We start from the raw sequence: 17,922 nt of genomic DNA, 5'->3' as shown, positions 1-17,922 counted from the left end.
CGGGAACCGGCCCGGCGGCACTCGCTGGTCATTCTCTGGTCAGGCGGTCGGGCAGTCCCTCGACGCAGACGGGTACGCGGTGATCACGCGGTACATCTTGCTCTTGTACCGCGTGACGATGCACAGGAACTTCTCGCCGCCGTCACCGATCGCTTCGTCGTACTCGACGGGGAAGACCTTGTTGCCCCGGTTGATGATCGGATCGGTGCCACGCTTCTTCCAGGCGTCGTCGATCAGCCCCAGGAGCTTGGCCTGGTCCTTCTGCTTGAAGACGCCGTGCAACGGCTTGTCGGGGTTCGGCTTGGTGTGCTGCATCACATGGTCGATGCGGTGCTGACCGCCGCCCGCCGGCCGCATCCAGATCAGACCGCTGGGCGACTGGAACATTTCCCTGCCCACAACCCTGAAGCCCACAGGACAACTGACCTCGGCCGCCGCCCGCGTGACCGACATCGTGCGCGCCATCGACCGCGCGCACAGCGCGAACGCCGGGTTCTTGCCGAAGAGCTTGCGGAAGAAGTCGTCCGCCTTGGTGCCCCACTTGCCGAACTTGACGCCCGCGGCGCCCCATCCGGCGAACGGTACGGCACCGGCGCACGACAGGCCCGCGTCGATCTTGTTGTCCTCGCCGAAGTACCAGGCGCAGTTGATGCCGTCCGCGGCCTCACCGAAGCCGGGGACCAGACCGAGGATGTCGAGGGTGAAGTGGCCGCCCTCGGACAGCAACTGCCCCCAGTCGATCTCGTTCAGCTTGGCCATCTGCTCCGCGAACTCCTCGTCCTCCGCCAGCAGGCCGCGTTCCTCGGCCTCGGCGGCGAGGTCCGCGAAGTGCTTGCGGATCTCCTCCTGGAGCTTGCGGAACGCCACGTCGCCCGCCGCGTCCGCCGCCTTGCTCGCGGCGGCCGCGTCCTTGCCCGCCTCGATCGAGGAGGCGTACGCAGCGTCCGCCGCGGCCCAGGCGTCACTCGCGGAGACCTGCGCCGCGGCGGCGGAGGCGGTGGCACGCTCGGCCGAGAGGTCGGCCGAGCGCGCGGCCTGCTTCGCGTCGGCTTCGGCGGCCCGGGCCTTCTTGGCCGAGGCAGCGGCCTCGGCCGCGGACTTCTCCGCCGCGTCGGCGTGCGCGTCCGCCTCCTTGGCGTGCTCGCCCGCCTGCCTCGCCGACTCCCGCGCGGCGTTGGCGTGCTTCGTCGCCTCTTCGGCCGCTTGGATGGCCTCGGCCGCCACCTTGGCGGCCAGAGCGGCGTCCTGCTGTGCCGTCGCCGCGATCTTCGCCGCCCCGGCGATCAGACCCTGAACCCGGGAGACATGGGTCGTGGTGAGCTGGTCCTGGCGTGCCGCGCGGTACTGCTCGACCTCGATGAACTGGTGCAGCACCTGCGGTGGTCCGGCCAGCGCCACGTCGGCCGCGGCCTTGAGCTCCGGTCCGCCCGTGCTGCGCAACTGGACGGCGCGGACCCGCTCGTCGCTCGTCCGGGCCGTGAAGTACCCGGTGTGGACGAATGCCCGCGCCTTGTCGGCGGAGCCGGAGTCCAGTGCCTCCTGACCGGCCTTCTTCACCGCGGACCCGGCGTTCTGCATCAGCTGGGTGACCTTGATGCGGTAGTCATGACGGGCCGCTTCGTGCTGACCGGTCGCGATGAAGGCGCTGATCTGTGCCGCGTCGCCGTTCAACGCGGTCTTGGCCGCCGTACGGACCGGCTCGTACTCCGACTGCCACGCCAGGTTGACCGTACGCGCGTACTCGTCGCGCTGGGCGGCCTCCTTCAGACCGGAGCGGATGTACTCCACGACCAGTGCGTCCGAACCCGCCAGGGCGGCCTCGGCCGTGGTGGCGCTCCACGGGCCGCGGGTCTTGGCGACATGCAGCGCGATCTTGCGAGCCTTGCCGGCGGCGGTCGGCACATCGACGTCCGGCGCGTTCACCTCGGCGGCCAGACGCACCGCCTCCTCGTCGGCCGCACGGCTCTCCGTCGCGGCCTTCTGCTCACGCGCCTTGCGCTCGTCGTTCGAGGTCTTCAGCGCCTTGGCCTTCTCGACCTCGGTGTACCGGCGGTCGGCGAGTTCCTCGGTCTCCACCTCGCGCGCCAGGTCGAAGGTGTTCTTGGCCTTGACCACGGCCGTGGTCGCGGCGTCGGCGGCCTTCTTGGCCTCGGCGGCGTGTTTCTTGGACTCGGTGGCCGCCGTGGCCGCGTCGCCGGCGTTCTTGGCAGCCTCGTCGGCGGCCTTGCCGGCGTTGCGGGCGTGGGTGGCTGCCGAGTTGGCGGCGTCCCGGGCCTCCCGGGCGGCCTGGGCGGCCTTCCCCGCCAGTGTCACGGCCCGGTTCGCGGCGCGGGTGGCCTCGGCCGCCTGCCGCCGGGCATCGGCGGCCGCGTCCCGGGCCCGCTGGGCCTGGGCGGCGGAGACGTTGGCGTGACCGCTCGCCTCCTGAGCCGCGGTCGCGGCGTTGTCGGCGTTGGTGCCCGCGCCGGCGGCGGCCTTCGCGGCCTTGCCGGCCTCGTCGGCCGCGGTCGCCGCGTGGTCGGCCGCCTCGGCGGCGGTCTCCGCGCCTTCGGCCGCGGCGTATGCGCCCTTGGCGGCCTTGCGCGCGGCTTCGGCCTTCCCCGCGTTCGTGGCCGCGTCGGCGGCGGCGCTGCGGGCGCGGGATGCGGCCTGGGCGGCGGCAGCGGCGGCGGATGCCGCCTGGGACGCGGCGTTGGCCGCGATCCGTGCCGAGGTGTTGGCGGCGCGGGCGGCGCTGATTGCCTCCTGGGCCGCCTTGGCGGCCCCGCGGGCGGCGTCGGCTGCCCGGCCGGCGGCGTTGGACGCCTTGGTCGCGTCGTTCTTGGCGGCCGCGGTCTCGGCAGCGGCCTTCTGCGCGGCTTCCTTGGCCAGCTTGGTCGCCGCGATGGCGCGTGCGGAGGCCTCCTTGGCCGCCTCCGTCTCCTCCCGCGCCTGCCGACCGGCCTCCTTCACCAGGGCGACCAGGTCCTCGACGGTGGCCTGCTCCTGGTCCCGGCCCCGGGCGATGTGCTGGCCCACCTCCAGGAAGTCGGTGACGTCCTCGTGCGTACCGTCCAGCGCGGCCTGGGCCGCCTCCCTGGTGGCGGTTCCGCCCGTGCTGAGGATCTGCACGACCTCCACGCGCTCGTCGTCGCGGCGGGCGTCGTACTGGCCCTCGGTCAGGAAGCGCTGTACGTCCTCGGCGGTGCCGTTCAGGGCGGCCTGGCCGGACTCCTTCACCCCGGGGCCGCCCGCGCTGACAATCTGGGTGGCGCGGACCCGCTGGTCCTGCTCCAGCGGCGCCTGCCAGCCCGACTTCAGGAATGTGTCCAGCTCTCCGGGCGTCCCGGCCAGAGCCTTCTCGGCGGCCTCGCGTACGCCCCGGCCGCCGGCCGAGAAGACCTGCACGGTGGCCACCCGGTCGTCGGACAGTTCGGCGACCGCACGCTCGCTGTCGAGGAACGCGCGGACCTGTGCGTCCGTGCCCAGCAACGCCGCCTCCGCGGCGGCCTTCACGCCGGGTCCGCCCGCCCTCCAGGCTTTGAGGACCTCCCCTCGCGGGGTGGCGGGGATGTGATCCGTACTCGTCTCGTCGCCGGGGTCGACGGTTTCGGTCGTCGCCGCATGGGCCGGGACGCCGAGCAGACCGACAGTGAGGGACAGGAAAAGAGCCAGGCAGAGTGTCCGGGCGGAATGGCGTGCGACGTGTGCGCGGTGGTTTCTCCCGGCCAACCGGAATACGCCGGTCCGGGTTCTGAATCTCTGAGTCAAGGAACAAGCACCCATTTCGTTTTCTGGTCAACCGACGGACCAGTCACCGAATTTCGGCCTCGTTGAGAATACGCCGAGATTTCCAGCGTCCGATTCTATTACCGACGCTGCCAGTTGGTTTTCGGACGCACGCGAGCGAGTTTCTGATGTGACGTCAGACACATAAAGCGGGAGCGAAGATACGGTAAAACGCTGGCAAACTCGACATAAAAGGGTCGAAGATGCGTCGTACAGATCCGAAAAAAACGTGATCAAAGAGTGTGAGTGGTGTGTTACGCCTGTGGGGTGTTTAGGCGGCGATTACTTGCTATCGTGCGATCGCCGCCGGGACCGTGCGGCCGCGAAGGGGGCGTTCAGGCGATTACGCAGGGACGTGCTTCTGGGGGGCGAGGGGGAATCGTGCCGACCGGGCGGAATTCCCGGTGTTTTCGCGCGCATCACCGTATGTCTGCGTTCCTGGATCCTTTCTCGGCATGCCGTTCCGGCATGCCCGCGGTGTCGATCTGCTTCTGCTGGCCGGCCCGTATCCGCATGCTCCCGCACGTCGCTTCCCGGAAGGAATCCCTCGTGATACCCAGAGCCCGAAAAGTCCTGCTCGCCGGCATCATGATCGGTGCTGTCGCCGCCGGAGGCACCGCTCTGGCCACCGCCGCCCCGAAGGCGGCACCCGGCGACGCCGCCGACGCCCAGCCGCCGGTCGCGGTCGAGGACTTCTCCTACCCCGGCGCGGACCGGGTCCTCGCCGAGCAGGGCATCAGCCTCAAGCGGGGCGACGGCCGCATCACCCTGGCCGCCTGCAACGAGGCCGCCGACCAGATCAAGGTCATGACCCGGGTCGGCGGCGGCGAGTTCTGCTTCGCGGCCACGCACACCAGCGGCTACCTCACCCTCGAACTGCCCGACGTCTACGGCATCCAGACCGAGAGCCACCCGGTGCGGGCCGAGCTGACCGCCGAGGGCAAGAGCCAGACCGTCGACGTCAAGAAGAACGAACTCAAGGGCGTCGGCGAAGGCTTGGGCGAGCCATCCACCGTGCTCCTGGAGATCCGCGTCACCGGCTGACGCGCGTGATGGGACCACACCTGCCCGCTCCACGGCGGCCACGCACGGCCACCGTCCCCACTCGAAGCCAGAAGGAACCGAACGTGTCTCCCTTCCGCCCACGCGCGGCGCTGCTGAGTACGGTGGTCACGGCCGCCCTGCTGACCGGCGCGTTCTCCGGCGGCCCCGCACAGGCCGTCACCGGCGACCAGAGCGCCGACGGGGCTCACACCTACACCGCCCGGCTCGACATCGGCTCCGGCGAACGAGCCTGCTCCGGCGTGCTCGTGGACCCCCGATGGGTGCTGACGGCCGCGAGTTGCTTCGCGGACAACCCGCAGCAGAGCTTCCAGATCCGCGCGGGCAAGCCCGCGAAGACCACCAACGCCACCATCGGCCGCACCGACCTGACCAGCACCGCCGGCCAGGTCCGCCAGGTCGTGGAACTGGTACCGCGCACCGACCGCGACGTCGTCCTGGCCCGCCTCGCCACGCCGGTCACCGGCGTCACACCGGCATCGGTCGGCACCACCATGCCCACCACGGGCGAGACCCTCACCGTCCCGGGGTTCGGTCGCACCAAGACCGAATGGTCCCCGCTGAAGCTACACGTCGGCGACTTCACGGCCGGCACGATGGCGACCGAGACCCTGGACCTGGCCGGCAAGGACGGCGTCGCCGTCTGTGCCGGTGACACCGGTGGCCCGGCACTGCGCGCGCGAACCGGCGGAGCCGGCGGGTACGAGGTCGTGGCCATCGCCACCAGGTCCTGGCAGGGCGGCTGCTTCGGCCAGGACCCGGACGAGACCCGAACCGGCGCGGTCGGTGCCCGCGTGGACAACCTGCGCTCCTGGCTGGACACGACCATGCAGGCGGCTCCGGTCACCGACTTCAACTGCGACGGCGTCCGCGACACCGCCGTCGCCGACCCCGACGCGGCCGTCGGCGGTGACGCCGGCGCGGGTCTGGTCCGGGTCGTGTACGGCGGTGGCAAGGGCACCGGCGAGCTCACCCAGGACCTCGCCGCGGTGCCCGGCGGTGCCGAGGCGAAGGACCGGTTCGGTGCCTCGCTCGCCACGTTCGACCACAATCTCGACGGCTGCACCGACCTCGTGGTGGGCGCTCCGGCCGAGGACCTGGGCACCGCCAACGACGCCGGCATGGTCAGCCTCCTCTACGGCGCCCCGGCCGGGCTGACCACCGGCAAGGCGTCCGCCGCCCTGGAGCAGGGTGCGGGCACCGGTGCCCTCGCCTCGATGGCGTCCGAGTCCGGCGACCAGTTCGGCGCCGCCCTCGCCGCCGGCACCACGCTCACCGGTGATCCGTACCTGGCCGTCGGCGCTCCCGGCGAGGACGCCGCCGGGAGCCTCACCGACGCGGGCGGGGTCCTCTACCTGCGCGGCACCGGCACCTCCAACGTCCTGATCCACCAGGACAAGTCGGGCGTGCCGGGCGCGATGGAGGCGGGTGACAAGTTCGGCTCCACCATCGCCGGTTCGCCACAGCACCTCGCGGTGGGTGCCCCGGGCGAGGCCATCGGCTCGCTCGTCGTCGCCGGCGGGGTCTCCCTCTTCAGCCACACCCTCAAGGCCGACAAGCTGCCGACCGGCATGACCGGCATCGACCAGGACCTCGACACCGTCGAGGGCGGCGCGGAAGCCGACGACCGGTTCGGCGCGTCCCTGGCCCTTGTGCAGTACCGGGCCAATGCCGCCGCGAACGGTACCGAGTCGATCCTGGCCATCGGCTCGCCGGGCGAGGACGGCGCCCAGGCCGCCAACGCGGGCCGCGTCGACACCTTCCGTGTCACAGCCTCCGGATTCACCCAGATCTCCGGCATCTACCAGGGAACCACCGGCGTCCCGGGCGCCATCGAGGCCGGTGACGCCTTCGGCCAGTCCCTGTCGGCCGTGAACACCGCCCCGGGCGCGGTCAGCACCGGGCAGAACAACCTGCTCGCGGTGGGGGTGCCCGGCGAGGACAGCACCGGCGCCACCGACGGCGGTACCGTCTACACCTTCAGCCTGACCAACGGCGCCTTCATCAACACGGTGTACCCGGGCAAGTTCGGCATCCCGGGTGCCCTGGGCAACGCGCAGAAGGTGGGCACCGCCCTGCACGCGACCGGTACCGAGCTCTACCTCGGCCTGCCCAACGGACCGGTCTCGTACGGTTCCGCGCACGCCGTGCCGTGGGCCAACGTCCTCAGCGGTGCTACTCAGCCGGTCACGACGTTCCAGCCGGGCACCGATGGCCTGCCCGCGGCCGGTGAGACGTTCGGCTCCGTGATCCGCTGACGCCCCGACGCACTCAGACCCACCTCGGCCGGTTCCGCGACACGCTCGTGCAGCGGAACCGGCCCGCCACCCGACTTCTTCCTGCTTGAAAGCACACGCCCATGCGCCGCTTACTGCTGCCCGCCCTCGCCGCCCTCCTTGTGGCCGGTGCCGCCGCCCTGTCCACCACCGTCTCAACAGCCCCGGCCCCCCACGGCGCCCGCACGACACAGTCCGTGCAGGCCGGCGCCGCCAAGACCACCCACAAGTACGGCACCCACCCCCGCCAGACCCTCGACGCCCATTGGAACGCAAGCAGCTCCGGCCCCAAGCCGGCGCTGGTGCTGATCCACGGCGGCTACTGGTACCACCAGACCGACTGGTCCGCTTCAGCGGAGCGCTTCGCCGCCGAGGGCTTCCAGGTGTTCGCCATCAAGTACCGGCTCAATTTCGAGGCCGCGTGGCCTGCACAGAGGGACGACGTCGCCGACGCTGTTGCCTGGATCCGCTCCCACGCCGCCGAGTTCGACGTCGACCCCGACCGGATGCTGCTCCTCGGCTCCTCGGCAGGGGGCCAGCTCGCCACGGACGCGGCCACCCACGGCGCCAACGGTCTGAGACTCAAGGGCGTGGTCGCCCTCTCGCCCGTCGCCTCTCCCTACCGGGCGTGGAACGACGGCAACACCTCCACCGACGCCAAGAAGCGCAAACTCCGCGACAACTCGACTGTCCTCGCCCGCTGTTACCCCGACTCCGGTGACACATCCACCACGCTCCACCCCTCGTGCTGGGACACCTGGCGCAGCATGGTGTCCAAGAACTGGGTCGACCCGGCCGACGCCCCGATGTACCTGATCCACTCCGAGGACGACTTCGTACCGCCGGTCCACTCCACCGACCTGGAGGCCACGGCCGAGGCCAAGGGGGTGCCCAACGGACGGATCCAGACCCAGATCGTCGCCGGCTCCGCGCACGGCGGCTCCCTGCTGAGCGCACCAGGGGTGTACGACCGCATCGTCACCTGGCTGAAGAGCAAGGCATGAGGGACTGACTCCGCCACGAGCGTCCGGGGCCCGCCCTGCCGTGCCTCTCACTTCGGCACGTCCGGGCGGGACTCGTTCTCGTCCCGCGACGTGGTGGCCGGCTCGGCCGGCGAGACGACACCAGGCAACGCGGACCGTGGCTGAGGCTCCCGGTCAGGTCGTCCCGGTCACTTCGCGTAGATCGCCTCGACCTCGTGCGCGTAGTCCTTCGCCACCACGTTCCGCTTCAGCTTCAGTGAGGGGGTCAGGTGGCCCGACTCCTCCGTGAACTGGGAGGACAGAATGCGGAACTTCCGCACCGATTCCGCCTTCGACACCGCGGCGTTGCCGTCGTCGATCGCCGCCTGGATCGCGGCCAGCAGGTCCGGGTCCTCGCACAGCGACGCCGCGGTGGAACCCGCCGGCTTGCCGTGGTCCGCGCACCAGCGGCCCAGGAACTCCTCGTCGATGGTGACCAGCGCGCCCACGAACGGCCGCCCGTCGCCCACCACCATGCACTCCGCCACCAGCGCGTGCGCCCGGATGCGGTCCTCGATCACGGCCGGGGCGACGTTCTTGCCGCCCGCGGTGACGATGATCTCCTTCTTGCGGCCGGTGATCCTGAGGTAGCCGTCCTCGTCGAGGGTGCCGATGTCACCCGTGTGGAACCAGCCGTCGGCCAGTGCCTCGCCGGTCGCGCCGGGGTTGTTCCAGTACTCCTTGAACAGGTGCTCGCCGTGCAGCAGCACCTCGCCGTCGTCGGCGATCCGGACCACCGAGCCGGGCAGCGGCTGGCCGACCGTGCCGATCTTCTGCCGGTCCCAGGGGTTGAACGCGGTCGCCGCGCAGGACTCGGTCAGGCCGTAGCCCTCCAGGACCGTGAAGCCGATGCCGCGGAAGAAGTGGCCCAGGCGCTCGCCCAGCGGGGCGCCGCCGGAGATGGCGTACTCGCCCCGGCCGCCGAGGACCGCGCGGAGCTTGCTGTAGACCAGCTTGTCGAACGTCTTGTACTTGACCTTCAGGCCGAAGGACGGACCCGAGGGGGTGTCCAGCGCCTTGCTGTACGCGATCGCGGTGTCGGCGGCCTTGTCGAAGATCTTGCCCTTGCCGTCGGCCTGCGCCTTGGCGCGCGCCGAGTTGTAGACCTTCTCGAAGACGCGCGGCACGCCCAGGATCAGGGTCGGGCGGAACGCGGCCAGCTCGTCGGTGAGCTGCGAAATGTCCGGGACCATGCCCAGCTTGATCGGCGCCATCATCGGCGCGATCTGCACCAGACGCCCGAAGACGTGCGCGAGCGGCAGGAAGAGGAGTACCGAGCACTCGCCCGTGCGGAACAGCGGACGCAGCCGCTCCACGATGTTGCCGCACTCGGCGAAGAAGCTGCGGTGGGTGAGCACGCAGCCCTTGGGGCGGCCGGTGGTGCCCGAGGTGTAGACGATGGTCGCCGGGTCGTCGGCCTTGGCGATCGAGCCGCGCTCCTCGACCGTCCGGTCGGTGACGTCCTGCCCGAGCCGGCCCAGTTCGTCGAGACCGCCGCCCTCGATCTGCCACACGTGCTTCAGCGCGGGCAGCCCGTCGCGCACCGACTCGACGGCGGCCGTGTGCGCGTCCGACTCCACGATGCACGCGGTGGCGCCCGAGTCACCGAGGATCCACTGCACCTGCTCCGGCGAGCTGGTCTCGTACACCGGCACGGTCACCGCGCCCGCGCTCCAGATCGCGAAGTCCAGCAGCGTCCACTCGTAGCGCGTGCGGGACATCAGAGCGACCCGGTCGCCCGGCTGGACACCGGCGGCGATCAGCCCTTTCGCGGCCGTGTGCACCTCGGCGAGGAAGGCGGTGGCCGTGACGTCCTGCCAGGTACCGCCGATCTTGCGGGCGATGACGGCGACGTCCGGGTGCTGCGCGGCGTTTCTGCGGACGATGTCGGTGAGATTTCCGTCCGCAGGGACCTCGTACAAAGCCGGAAGGCTGAACTCGCGCAAGACTGCTGCTCCTCATAGGGCGCCGGCGCCACGACGTTGTGTGCTGCGACGGTGTGGTCCAAGGCTCGGGCAGGTACTCAGACATTCACTTGTTGAAATGCTGAGCACGACTGGACGGCCCGGACGTTACCCGCCGGTATGGCTTCTGCGACAGGGGGTCCTGTCGAGATGTTCGCTGCGTCACACACTTGGGTATTCCTTCGCGCACAGTAGTCCACGTACTAACTGACTGGCCAGTAACCGCAGGTAGGGCCGCCACTGTTCACAAGGACAGCGCTCGGCCTACCCTTGATCGCCATGGCACCCACACCAGCCCCGAACCACAGGACACGCGTGCACGTGGTGAGCGACGTGCACGGCAACGCCCGTGACCTGGCCAGGGCCGGCGAGGGCGCCGACGCCCTGATCTGCCTGGGCGACCTCGTCCTCTTCCTCGACTACGCCGACCACTCGCGCGGCATCTTCCCCGACCTGTTCGGCGTCCAGAACGCCGACCGCCTCGTGGCGCTGCGCACCGCCCGCCGCTTCGAGGAGGCGCGGGAACTCGGGGCCCGGCTGTGGGCCGGGGTCGGTGCGGAGCGGGCCTCGGTGATCGAGAAGGCGGTCCGCAAGCAGTACGCCGAGATGTTCGCCGCGTTCCCCACTCCTACGTACGCGACCTACGGCAACGTCGACATGCCGCCGCTGTGGCCGGAGTACGCCGGGCCCGGCACGACCGTCCTCGACGGAGAGCGCGTCGAGATCGGCGGCCGGGTCTTCGGCTTCGTGGGCGGCGGCCTGCGCACGCCGATGCGGACGCCGTACGAGATCAGCGACGAGGAGTACGCGGCGAAGATCGAGGCCGTCGGCGAGGTCGACGTGCTCTGCACACACATCCCGCCCGAGGTTCCCGAGCTGGTCTACGACACCGTCGCCCGCCGCTTCGAGCGGGGCAGCCGCGCCCTGCTGGACGCCATCCACCGCACCCGGCCCCGGTACGCCCTGTTCGGGCACGTGCACCAGCCGCTCACCCGGCGGATGCGGATCGGGGCCACCGAGTGCGTGAACGTGGGGCACTTCGCGGCGACGGGGACGCCCTGGGCGCTGGAATGGTGAGGACGTCCCAGGTCGGGTGAGATCGGCGAGCCCCGTGCGCGGTAGCCTTCACGCTGCACACACGTGCGCACGACGACGTCTTACCGGCCCGTATCTGGAGGAGCCACGGCGATGGCGGAACACACCAGCTCGAGCATCACCATCGAGGCAGCCCCGGCCGACGTCATGGCGGTCATCTCCGACTTCGCCCGCTACCCGGACTGGACCGGCGAGGTGAAGGAGGCGGAGGTCCTCAAGACCGACGAACAGGGCCGCGCCGAGCAGGTCCGCCTCGTCATGGACGCGGGGGCGATCAAGGACGACCAGGTGCTCGGGTACACCTGGACCGGCGAGAACGAGGTGTCCTGGACGCTGGTGAAGTCCCAGATGCTGCGGTCTCTGGACGGCTCGTACATCCTCAAGCCGGCGGGGGCGGGAAGCACGGAGGTCACGTACGTGCTGACCGTGGACGTCAAGATCCCGATGCTGGGGATGATCAAGCGGAAGGCCGAGAAGGTCATCATCGACCGGGCGTTGGCGGGGCTGAAGAAGCGCGTCGAATCCGGGAAGTAGCCGCCCCGGCCGCAGGCAGTCCCTCCGAGGGCGACTCGGTTACCGTTCATTCCCATGCGCACCATCCTGATCACCGGCCCCGGCGGCAGCGGTCGTACCACCCTCTCGGCCGCGACCGCCCTGGCCGCGGCGGCGAAGGGCACCAACACCCTCGTCCTCAGCGCCGACCGCACGGACACCCTCGGTGCCGCCCTCGGTGTCCCGACCGGCCCGACCCCGGTCGAAGCCGCACCGCGTCTCACCGCCTGGCGGCCCGACCCCGCCCAGGACTTCCGCAGGGACCTCACCGCGCTTCAGGACCGTGCCTCCTCCGCCCTGGACCTCCTCGGCGCCTCCCGGCTGGATCCCGAGGAACTCACGCCGCTGCCGGGTGCCGGGGAACTCGCCCTGCTGCGCGCCCTGCGCGACGCCGCGCTGGCGGAGTCGTACGACCTCCTCGTCGTCGACCTGCCGCCGACCCCGCAGGCCCTCGCCCTGCTGGCTCTGCCCGAGGAGCTGCGCCGCTATCTGCGCCGGCTGCTGCCGCCCGAACGGCAGGCCGCCCGCGCCCTGCGCCCCGTGCTGGGACGGCTCGCGGGCGTTCCCATGCCCGCCGACTGGCTGTACGAGACGGCAGGCCGCTGGGACCTGGAGCTGGCGGCCGCGGAGGCGGTCGTCGCCGACCGTGACACCGTCGTACGGCTGGTCGCCGAGCCGGGCCCGGCCGGTGCCGACGCCGTCCGCGGCGCCGGTCTCGGTCTCGCCCTGCGCGGTCTGCGCACCGACGTCGTGGTCGCCAACCGCGTCCTGCCCGAGGCGTCCCCGGACACCTGGCTCGCCGGGCCGGTCGCCCAGCAGCGCAAGACACTGGAGGAGTGGCGGGAGGCGTACGACGTGCGCACCGTCGCCCACCTCGGACGCGACCCGCTCGGCGCCGACGACCTCACCGCCCTCGCGGCGCCCGGCGCCGAGCACACCGGCTCCCCGGTCGAATGGCCCGTGACCGACCGGCTCGGCGAGGACGGTGTGCTCGTCTGGCACATCCCGCTGCCCGGCGCCATACGCGAGGAACTGGACCTCGTCCGGCGCGGCGACGAACTGGTCGTCACCGCGGGGCGGTTCCGCCGTATCGTCCCGCTGCCCTCCGCGCTGCGCCGCTGCACCGTCGACGGGGCCGGCCTGCGCGACGGCGAGCTGTGCGTCCGTTTCGCGCCCGACCCGAAACTGTGGCCGCGGGCCCGGTGAGCGCGGTACGTCCGTTCGGGTAACGTCGTAGGGACGAACCGTAGTCAGGAGTCCGTCATGAGCGAAGAGCTCCCCCCGTCCGACGCCGCCCGCGAAGAGGCCGTGGACGAGGTACGGGCGACCGACGCCGACGCCTGGGCGACCGCGTGCGCCGAGGACCTCGAGGCGGAGAAGGCCCGCCGCCGCGCCGAGTACGGCCCGCCCCCGGGCTCCGCGGCCGAGGAACTGAAGAAGCTCGTCGACGCCGTCGCGGACAAGCTGTCCGGCCTCGAGTCCCCGCTGTTCGGCGCGGTCGCGGGGCCCGCGGCCCAGCAGGTCGTCAAGCAGGTCGTCCAGCAGGCCAAGGACGCCGTGGAACCCGTCATCGAGCGCAACCCGGACGTCTTCGACCACCTGGCGGCGGCCGGGAACGAACTGCTCGCCGCCTACCGCTCCGCCGTGCAGGCCCAGGAGCGGCGCTGGACCGGCCGCGGCGACGAGGCCGATCCTCGTGACCTGGACGAACGCCGCGACCGGGGCGACGACGACGGCCCCGGCGAGCGCATCGACCTGGACTGAGTCCCCGGCCGAGCCCCCGTCCACTCGGGTACCGTTGGCCGTAGCGGGGCTCGACCGAAACTGAGGGATTCATGGGACTCACCATCGGCGTCGACATCGGCGGCACGAAGATCGCGGCCGGCGTGGTCGATGAGGAAGGCAACATCCTCTCGACCCACAAGGTGCCGACCCCGGGCACGGCCGAGGGCATCGTGGACGCCATCGCCTCGGCGGTGGAAGGCGCCCGCGTCGGGCACGACATCGTCGGCGTGGGCATCGGCGCCGCCGGCTATGTGAACCGGCAGCGCTCCGAGGTCTACTTCGCGCCCAACATCCACTGGCGCAACGAGCCGCTCAAGGAGAAGGTCGAGGCCCGCGTGGGCCTTCCGGTGGTCGTCGAGAACGACGCGAACGCCGCGGCGTGGGGCGAGTACAAGTTCGGCGGGGGCAAGGGCCACCGCAACGTCATCTGCATCACCCTGGGCACCGGCCTCGGCGGCGGCATCATCATCGGCAACAAGCTGCGCCGCGGGCACTTCGGCGTGGCTGCCGAGTTCGGCCACATCCGCATGGTGCCGGACGGCCTGCTGTGCGGCTGCGGATCGCAGGGCTGCTGGGAGCAGTACGCCTCGGGACGCGCGCTCGTCCGGTACGCCAAGCAGCGCGCCAACGCCACCCCGGAGAACGCCGAGACCCTGCTCGGTCTCGGCGACGGCACGCCCGAGGGCATCGAGGGCAAGCACATCTCCATGGCCGCCCGCCAGGGCGACCGCGTGGCCGTCGACTCCTACCGCGAGCTGGCCCGCTGGGTCGGCGCGGGCCTCGCCGACCTCGCCTCCCTCTTCGACCCCTCCGCGTTCATCGTGGGCGGCGGCCTCTCCGACGAGGGCGAACTGGTCCTCGGCCCGATCCGCAAGTCCTACAAGCGCTGGCTGGTCGGCGGCAACTGGCGTCCGGTGGCGGAGGTAAGAGCCGCGGAACTGGGCAACAAGGCGGGCCTGGTAGGCGCGGCGGACCTGGCGCGGGAACCCGACCCGATCATGTAAACGCACCTTCAGGGGCGCGCCCCGGGGGCGCGGGAAACTGCGCGACAAGCCACAGCCAACCGGCACACGCGTACAAACCCCGCGCCCCGACCTATCGGGCGTAAATTGATCACATGCCCCTGCTCCCCAACTCCCGCACGGAACCGGACGGTTCCGCAGTCATCAGGGTCCTCAGCTACAACATCCGCTCGATGCGCGACGACACAGCCGCCCTGGCCCGCGTCATCAGGGCGTGCGAGCCCGACCTGGTCCTCGTCCAGGAAGCCCCCCGTTTCTTCCGCTGGCGCAAGAAACTCGCCCGCCTGGCCCGCGCGGCCGACCTCGTCATCCTCACCGGCGGCGCCACCGCCGCGGGCCCGGCGATCCTCTGCTCGCTCCGGGCGACGATCGAGCGCACGGAGGACGTCCTCCTGCCCCTCACTCCCGGCCTGCACCGCCGCGGCTTCGCCACTGCCGTCGTCCGGTTCGCCGACGCCCGGCTCGGCGTCCTGAGCTGCCATCTGTCGCTGCAGAAGGACGAGCGCTACGAGCAGGGCGGCATGCTCCTCGATCGGCTCGCCGGGATGGGCGTGGAGCACGCGATCGCCGGCGGCGACCTGAACGAACGCCCCGACGGCCGCACCTTCCGCCGGCTGACCGACGGGCTCACCGACTGCCGGGCCGCCGCGCCCTGGGGCGGCGAGCACACCTGGACCCCCGCCGACCCCTACCAGCGCATCGACGCGATCTTCGCGACCGAGGGCATCGAGGTGCTGGGCTGCGGCGTGCCGGCCGGGCTCCCCGGGGTGACCGGGACAGACCTGAGGGCGGCCACGGACCATCTCCCGGTCCTGGCCGCCCTCAAGATTCCAGCCGCTTAGACGACCGCCCCGCGCCCCGGATCCTCGTCGTCCTCGTCGTCCGTCCGCATCCGCATGACCAGCGTCGCGAACCCGCCCAGGAATCCGCCGATCCCCGCCGTGGCCAGCCACCAGGTCATCTCCCAGCCGAGCACCACGGCCAGCAGGAGCAGGACCGGACCGCCGAGCACGCCCAGCCAGGCGAACTTCGCGGTGGCGTCGGCCGCCGGCAGCGGGGGCGGCTCCGGCGGCACGAAGTGGCCTTCGTCGTCCTCATCGAAGTCGTCCTCGGCGGGTTCGGGCGCGGAGTAGTCGCGCGGGCCGACGCCGGGAGCGAAGGAAACGGAGCCGCCCAGCGGTGTGGCCGGTGTGGCTGAGGTAGGCGGCTTGTCCCCGGCTCCCTTGACCTCCGGTCCCTCGGGCTCAGCCGGCTTCGCGGCCTCCCCGGATGCCCCGGCCGTGTCCACCCGGTCGTCGTTGGTCCCGGTCTCCAGCAGGGCCAGGTCCTCGATCGACTTGTACGGCTTGGCGCCCGGCGGGTCCGGCGGCTCCTCGCCGTAGGCGGCGACGATCGCGGCCCAGGCGGCCTCCTCGTCGAACGGGACGCCCTGCTCGTCCGGCTCGCGGTCCTCGCGGTCCGAGTCGTGCTCAGCCACCTGCGGTCGTCCCTTCCTTGCCGAGACCGGGCTCCTTGCCGAGGCCGGACGCGAGCCGGCCGATGAACTCGACGCTCTCCTCGAAGATCCGGTCCGCGTCATGGTCCAACGTGGCGACGTGGTAGCTCTGTTCCAGGATGACCTCTTTCACATCCGTCGAGGAGATGCGGCTGAGGACGCGGGCGGAGTCGGCGGGCGGCACCACATGGTCCTGCGGGCTGCGCATCAGCAGCACCGGCTGTGTGACCTGCGGCAGCTCGCCGTCGACGATTCGGAAGAACTGGCGCAGGGAGTGCGCCGCGTGCAGCGGCACCTTGTCGTAGCCCAGTTCCCTGCTGTCCGGCTTGGCGATGTCGCTGGCGATGCCCTTCGTCGCCGGGACGAGGTGGCGGACCACCGGCAGGGCGTGCGCGGCCAGGCCGTGCACCTTGTTCGCGGGGTTGACGACCGCCACGCCGCTGACGGCGTCGCCGTGCTTCGCGGCGAGGCGCAGGGCCAGGGCGCCGCCCATGGACAGACCGGCCACGAACACCTGCGCACGGCGCTCGCACAGGAGGCGCAGCTCGCGGTCCACCTCCGCGTACCAGTCCTGCCAGCCGGTGATCCGCAGGTCCTCCCAGCGGGTGCCGTGCCCGGGCAGCAGCGGCAGGGAGACGGTCAGGCCGCGCTCGGCGAGATGCTCCGCCCAGGGGCGCAGCGACTGCGGTGATCCGGTGAAACCGTGGCAGAGGAGGACGGCGACCTCCCCGCCCTCGTGGCGAAACGGCTCGGCTCCGGAAAGGACCGGCACCTTCGGCCTCCTGGTCGTGAGAAGGGACTGACACGATCACGGAATGTCACGGAACGTCATGGAGGGGGTCGCACGTCGTTCGCGGGACCTTCACCGTACGCGACCGCACTGACACCGACCAGGGCCGTCGGCGCCTTTGACAGCGCTCCGGGTTAAGGTCTGACCGACACATACAGGAGGCACTCGGTTGTTGTACGGCGCGATGAAGGTCGCTGTTGGGGGACCGCTGAAGGTCGCCTTCAGGCCCTGGGTGGAAGGCCTGGAGAACGTTCCCGCAGAGGGCGCCGCGATCCTGGCGAGCAATCACCTGTCCTTCTCGGACTCGTTCTTCCTGCCCGCGGTCCTGGACCGCAAGGTCACGTTCATCGCGAAGGCGGAGTACTTCACCACGCCCGGTGTGAAGGGCCGGATGACGGCCGCCTTCTTCAAGGGCGTCGGCCAGCTCCCCGTGGACCGCTCCGGCGCGCGCGGCGCGGGTGAGGCCGCCATCAAGAGCGGCATAGAGGTGCTGGAGCGCGGCGAGCTGTTCGGCATCTACCCGGAGGGGACGCGCTCGCCCGACGGCAGGCTCTACCGCGGCAAGCCGGGCGGCCTCGCGCGCGTGGCCCTCGCCACCGGCGCCCCCGTCCTGCCCGTGGCCATGATCGACACGGAGAAGATCCAGCCGCCCGGGAAGGTCATGCCGAAGCTGATGCGCCCGGGCATCCGGATCGGCAAGCCCCTGGACTTCAGCCGCTACCAGGGCATGGAGCACGACCGTTTCGTGCTGCGCGCGGTGACCGACGAGGTCATGTACGAGATCATGAAGCTCTCCGGCCAGGAGTACGTCGACATGTACGCGACAGCCATGAAGCGGCAGATCGCGGACGCGGCGAAGGCGGACAAGGAAGCCGAGAAGGCGGCGAAGGCCGCACTCGCGCGGGCGGAGAAGGAACAGGCCGCGAAGGAAAAGGCCGAGAGGGACCAGGCCGAGAGGGACCAGGCCGAGAGGGACCAGGCCGAGAGGGACCAGGCCGAGAGGGACCAGGCCGAGAGGGACCAGTCCGAGAAGGACCGGACGGAGCAGCGGCGGACCGAGCCCTAGTCGGGGCTCGAAGCCGGGGGCGGGG

The 17,922-nt window shown here is 71.2% G+C and carries 14 protein-coding genes; 10 read left to right on the top strand and 4 right to left on the bottom strand.

The genetic code is table 11. From position 1 onward, the window contains the following. Positions 1-39 precede the first annotated feature (39 nt). Positions 40-3,711, bottom strand: coding sequence for an ALF repeat-containing protein (locus tag ACQEV8_RS11795; RefSeq protein WP_432959578.1), 3,672 nt, complete (start codon positions 3,709-3,711; stop codon positions 40-42). 606 nt (positions 3,712-4,317) lie between these two features. Between ACQEV8_RS11795 and ACQEV8_RS11790 the strand changes: the two genes are divergently transcribed. From ACQEV8_RS11790 to ACQEV8_RS11780, 3 genes are all read left to right on the top strand, one after another. Then, a complete protein-coding gene (locus ACQEV8_RS11790; protein ID WP_432959577.1) occupies positions 4,318-4,812 on the top strand; it encodes a hypothetical protein in 495 nt (164 codons plus the stop codon). Positions 4,813-4,895: 83 nt separating this feature from the next. Further along, a complete protein-coding gene (locus ACQEV8_RS11785; protein WP_432959576.1) occupies positions 4,896-7,088 on the top strand; it encodes a S1 family peptidase in 2,193 nt (730 codons plus the stop codon). Positions 7,089-7,189: 101 nt separating this feature from the next. Further along, positions 7,190-8,110 (top strand): alpha/beta hydrolase, encoded by a 921-nt coding sequence (locus tag ACQEV8_RS11780; RefSeq protein ID WP_432959574.1) that lies wholly within the window; start codon positions 7,190-7,192, stop codon positions 8,108-8,110. Positions 8,111-8,277: 167 nt separating this feature from the next. Here the strand turns inward: ACQEV8_RS11780 and ACQEV8_RS11775 are convergent, their stop codons facing one another. Then, the gene (locus tag ACQEV8_RS11775) at positions 8,278-10,074 is read right to left on the bottom strand and encodes an AMP-dependent synthetase/ligase (protein WP_432959572.1); all 1,797 of its coding nucleotides are present in this window, start codon (positions 10,072-10,074) and stop codon (positions 8,278-8,280) included. Between the two features lie 339 nt (positions 10,075-10,413). Between ACQEV8_RS11775 and ACQEV8_RS11770 the strand changes: the two genes are divergently transcribed. From ACQEV8_RS11770 to ACQEV8_RS11745, 6 genes are all read left to right on the top strand, one after another. Beyond that, positions 10,414-11,169 carry a metallophosphoesterase family protein gene (locus ACQEV8_RS11770; RefSeq protein WP_432972617.1) on the top strand — a complete coding sequence of 252 codons (756 nt, stop codon included), beginning with the start codon at positions 10,414-10,416 and terminating at the stop codon, positions 11,167-11,169. Between the two features lie 111 nt (positions 11,170-11,280). After that, positions 11,281-11,721 carry an SRPBCC family protein gene (locus tag ACQEV8_RS11765; protein WP_432959571.1) on the top strand — a complete coding sequence of 147 codons (441 nt, stop codon included), beginning with the start codon at positions 11,281-11,283 and terminating at the stop codon, positions 11,719-11,721. 54 nt (positions 11,722-11,775) lie between these two features. Next, the gene (locus ACQEV8_RS11760) at positions 11,776-12,945 is read left to right on the top strand and encodes an ArsA family ATPase (protein ID WP_432959570.1); all 1,170 of its coding nucleotides are present in this window, start codon (positions 11,776-11,778) and stop codon (positions 12,943-12,945) included. Between the two features lie 57 nt (positions 12,946-13,002). Beyond that, on the top strand, positions 13,003-13,503 hold the full coding sequence (locus ACQEV8_RS11755; protein WP_432959569.1) for a DUF5304 domain-containing protein: 501 nt from the start codon (positions 13,003-13,005) through the stop codon (positions 13,501-13,503). A gap of 71 nt (positions 13,504-13,574) precedes the next feature. After that, the gene (locus ACQEV8_RS11750; RefSeq protein WP_432959568.1) at positions 13,575-14,528 is read left to right on the top strand and encodes an ROK family glucokinase; all 954 of its coding nucleotides are present in this window, start codon (positions 13,575-13,577) and stop codon (positions 14,526-14,528) included. Positions 14,529-14,641: 113 nt separating this feature from the next. After that, positions 14,642-15,388 (top strand): endonuclease/exonuclease/phosphatase family protein, encoded by a 747-nt coding sequence (locus ACQEV8_RS11745; RefSeq protein ID WP_432959566.1) that lies wholly within the window; start codon positions 14,642-14,644, stop codon positions 15,386-15,388. Here the strand turns inward: ACQEV8_RS11745 and ACQEV8_RS11740 are convergent. Continuing rightward, a complete protein-coding gene (locus ACQEV8_RS11740) occupies positions 15,385-16,023 on the bottom strand; it encodes a hypothetical protein (protein ID WP_432959565.1) in 639 nt (212 codons plus the stop codon). The two genes, ACQEV8_RS11745 and ACQEV8_RS11740, sit on opposite strands and share 4 nt — an antisense overlap. Beyond that, the gene (locus ACQEV8_RS11735; protein WP_432959564.1) at positions 16,016-16,813 is read right to left on the bottom strand and encodes an alpha/beta hydrolase; all 798 of its coding nucleotides are present in this window, start codon (positions 16,811-16,813) and stop codon (positions 16,016-16,018) included. The genes ACQEV8_RS11740 and ACQEV8_RS11735 overlap by 8 nt, the downstream gene beginning before the upstream one ends. A gap of 202 nt (positions 16,814-17,015) precedes the next feature. Between ACQEV8_RS11735 and ACQEV8_RS11730 the strand changes: the two genes are divergently transcribed. Continuing rightward, complete coding sequence (locus tag ACQEV8_RS11730; protein WP_432959563.1) at positions 17,016-17,897, top strand: 1-acyl-sn-glycerol-3-phosphate acyltransferase; 882 nt, start codon at positions 17,016-17,018, stop codon at positions 17,895-17,897. The last annotated feature ends 25 nt before the right edge of the window (positions 17,898-17,922 follow it).

Origin of the sequence: Streptomyces sp. CA-179760 (genome assembly GCF_050937045.1) — a bacterium.
Classification (GTDB): Bacteria; Actinomycetota; Actinomycetes; order Streptomycetales; family Streptomycetaceae; genus Streptomyces.
The sequence above is the reverse complement of the archived record's forward strand: the minus strand, read 5'-3'. Positions and strand labels throughout refer to the sequence as shown.

Bases quoted from the DNA above. Each gene is read 5' to 3' on its own strand.
- ACQEV8_RS11780 (WP_432959574.1), top strand. From the start codon at position 7,190: ATGCGCCGCTTACTGCTGCCCGCCCTCGCCGCCCTCCTTGTGGCCGGT.
- ACQEV8_RS11765 (WP_432959571.1), top strand. From the start codon at position 11,281: ATGGCGGAACACACCAGCTCGAGCATCACCATCGAGGCAGCCCCGGCC.
- ACQEV8_RS11760 (WP_432959570.1), top strand. From the start codon at position 11,776: ATGCGCACCATCCTGATCACCGGCCCCGGCGGCAGCGGTCGTACCACC.
- ACQEV8_RS11755 (WP_432959569.1), top strand. From the start codon at position 13,003: ATGAGCGAAGAGCTCCCCCCGTCCGACGCCGCCCGCGAAGAGGCCGTG.
- ACQEV8_RS11750 (WP_432959568.1), top strand. From the start codon at position 13,575: ATGGGACTCACCATCGGCGTCGACATCGGCGGCACGAAGATCGCGGCC.
- ACQEV8_RS11745 (WP_432959566.1), top strand. From the start codon at position 14,642: ATGCCCCTGCTCCCCAACTCCCGCACGGAACCGGACGGTTCCGCAGTC.
- ACQEV8_RS11730 (WP_432959563.1), top strand. From the start codon at position 17,016: ATGAAGGTCGCTGTTGGGGGACCGCTGAAGGTCGCCTTCAGGCCCTGG.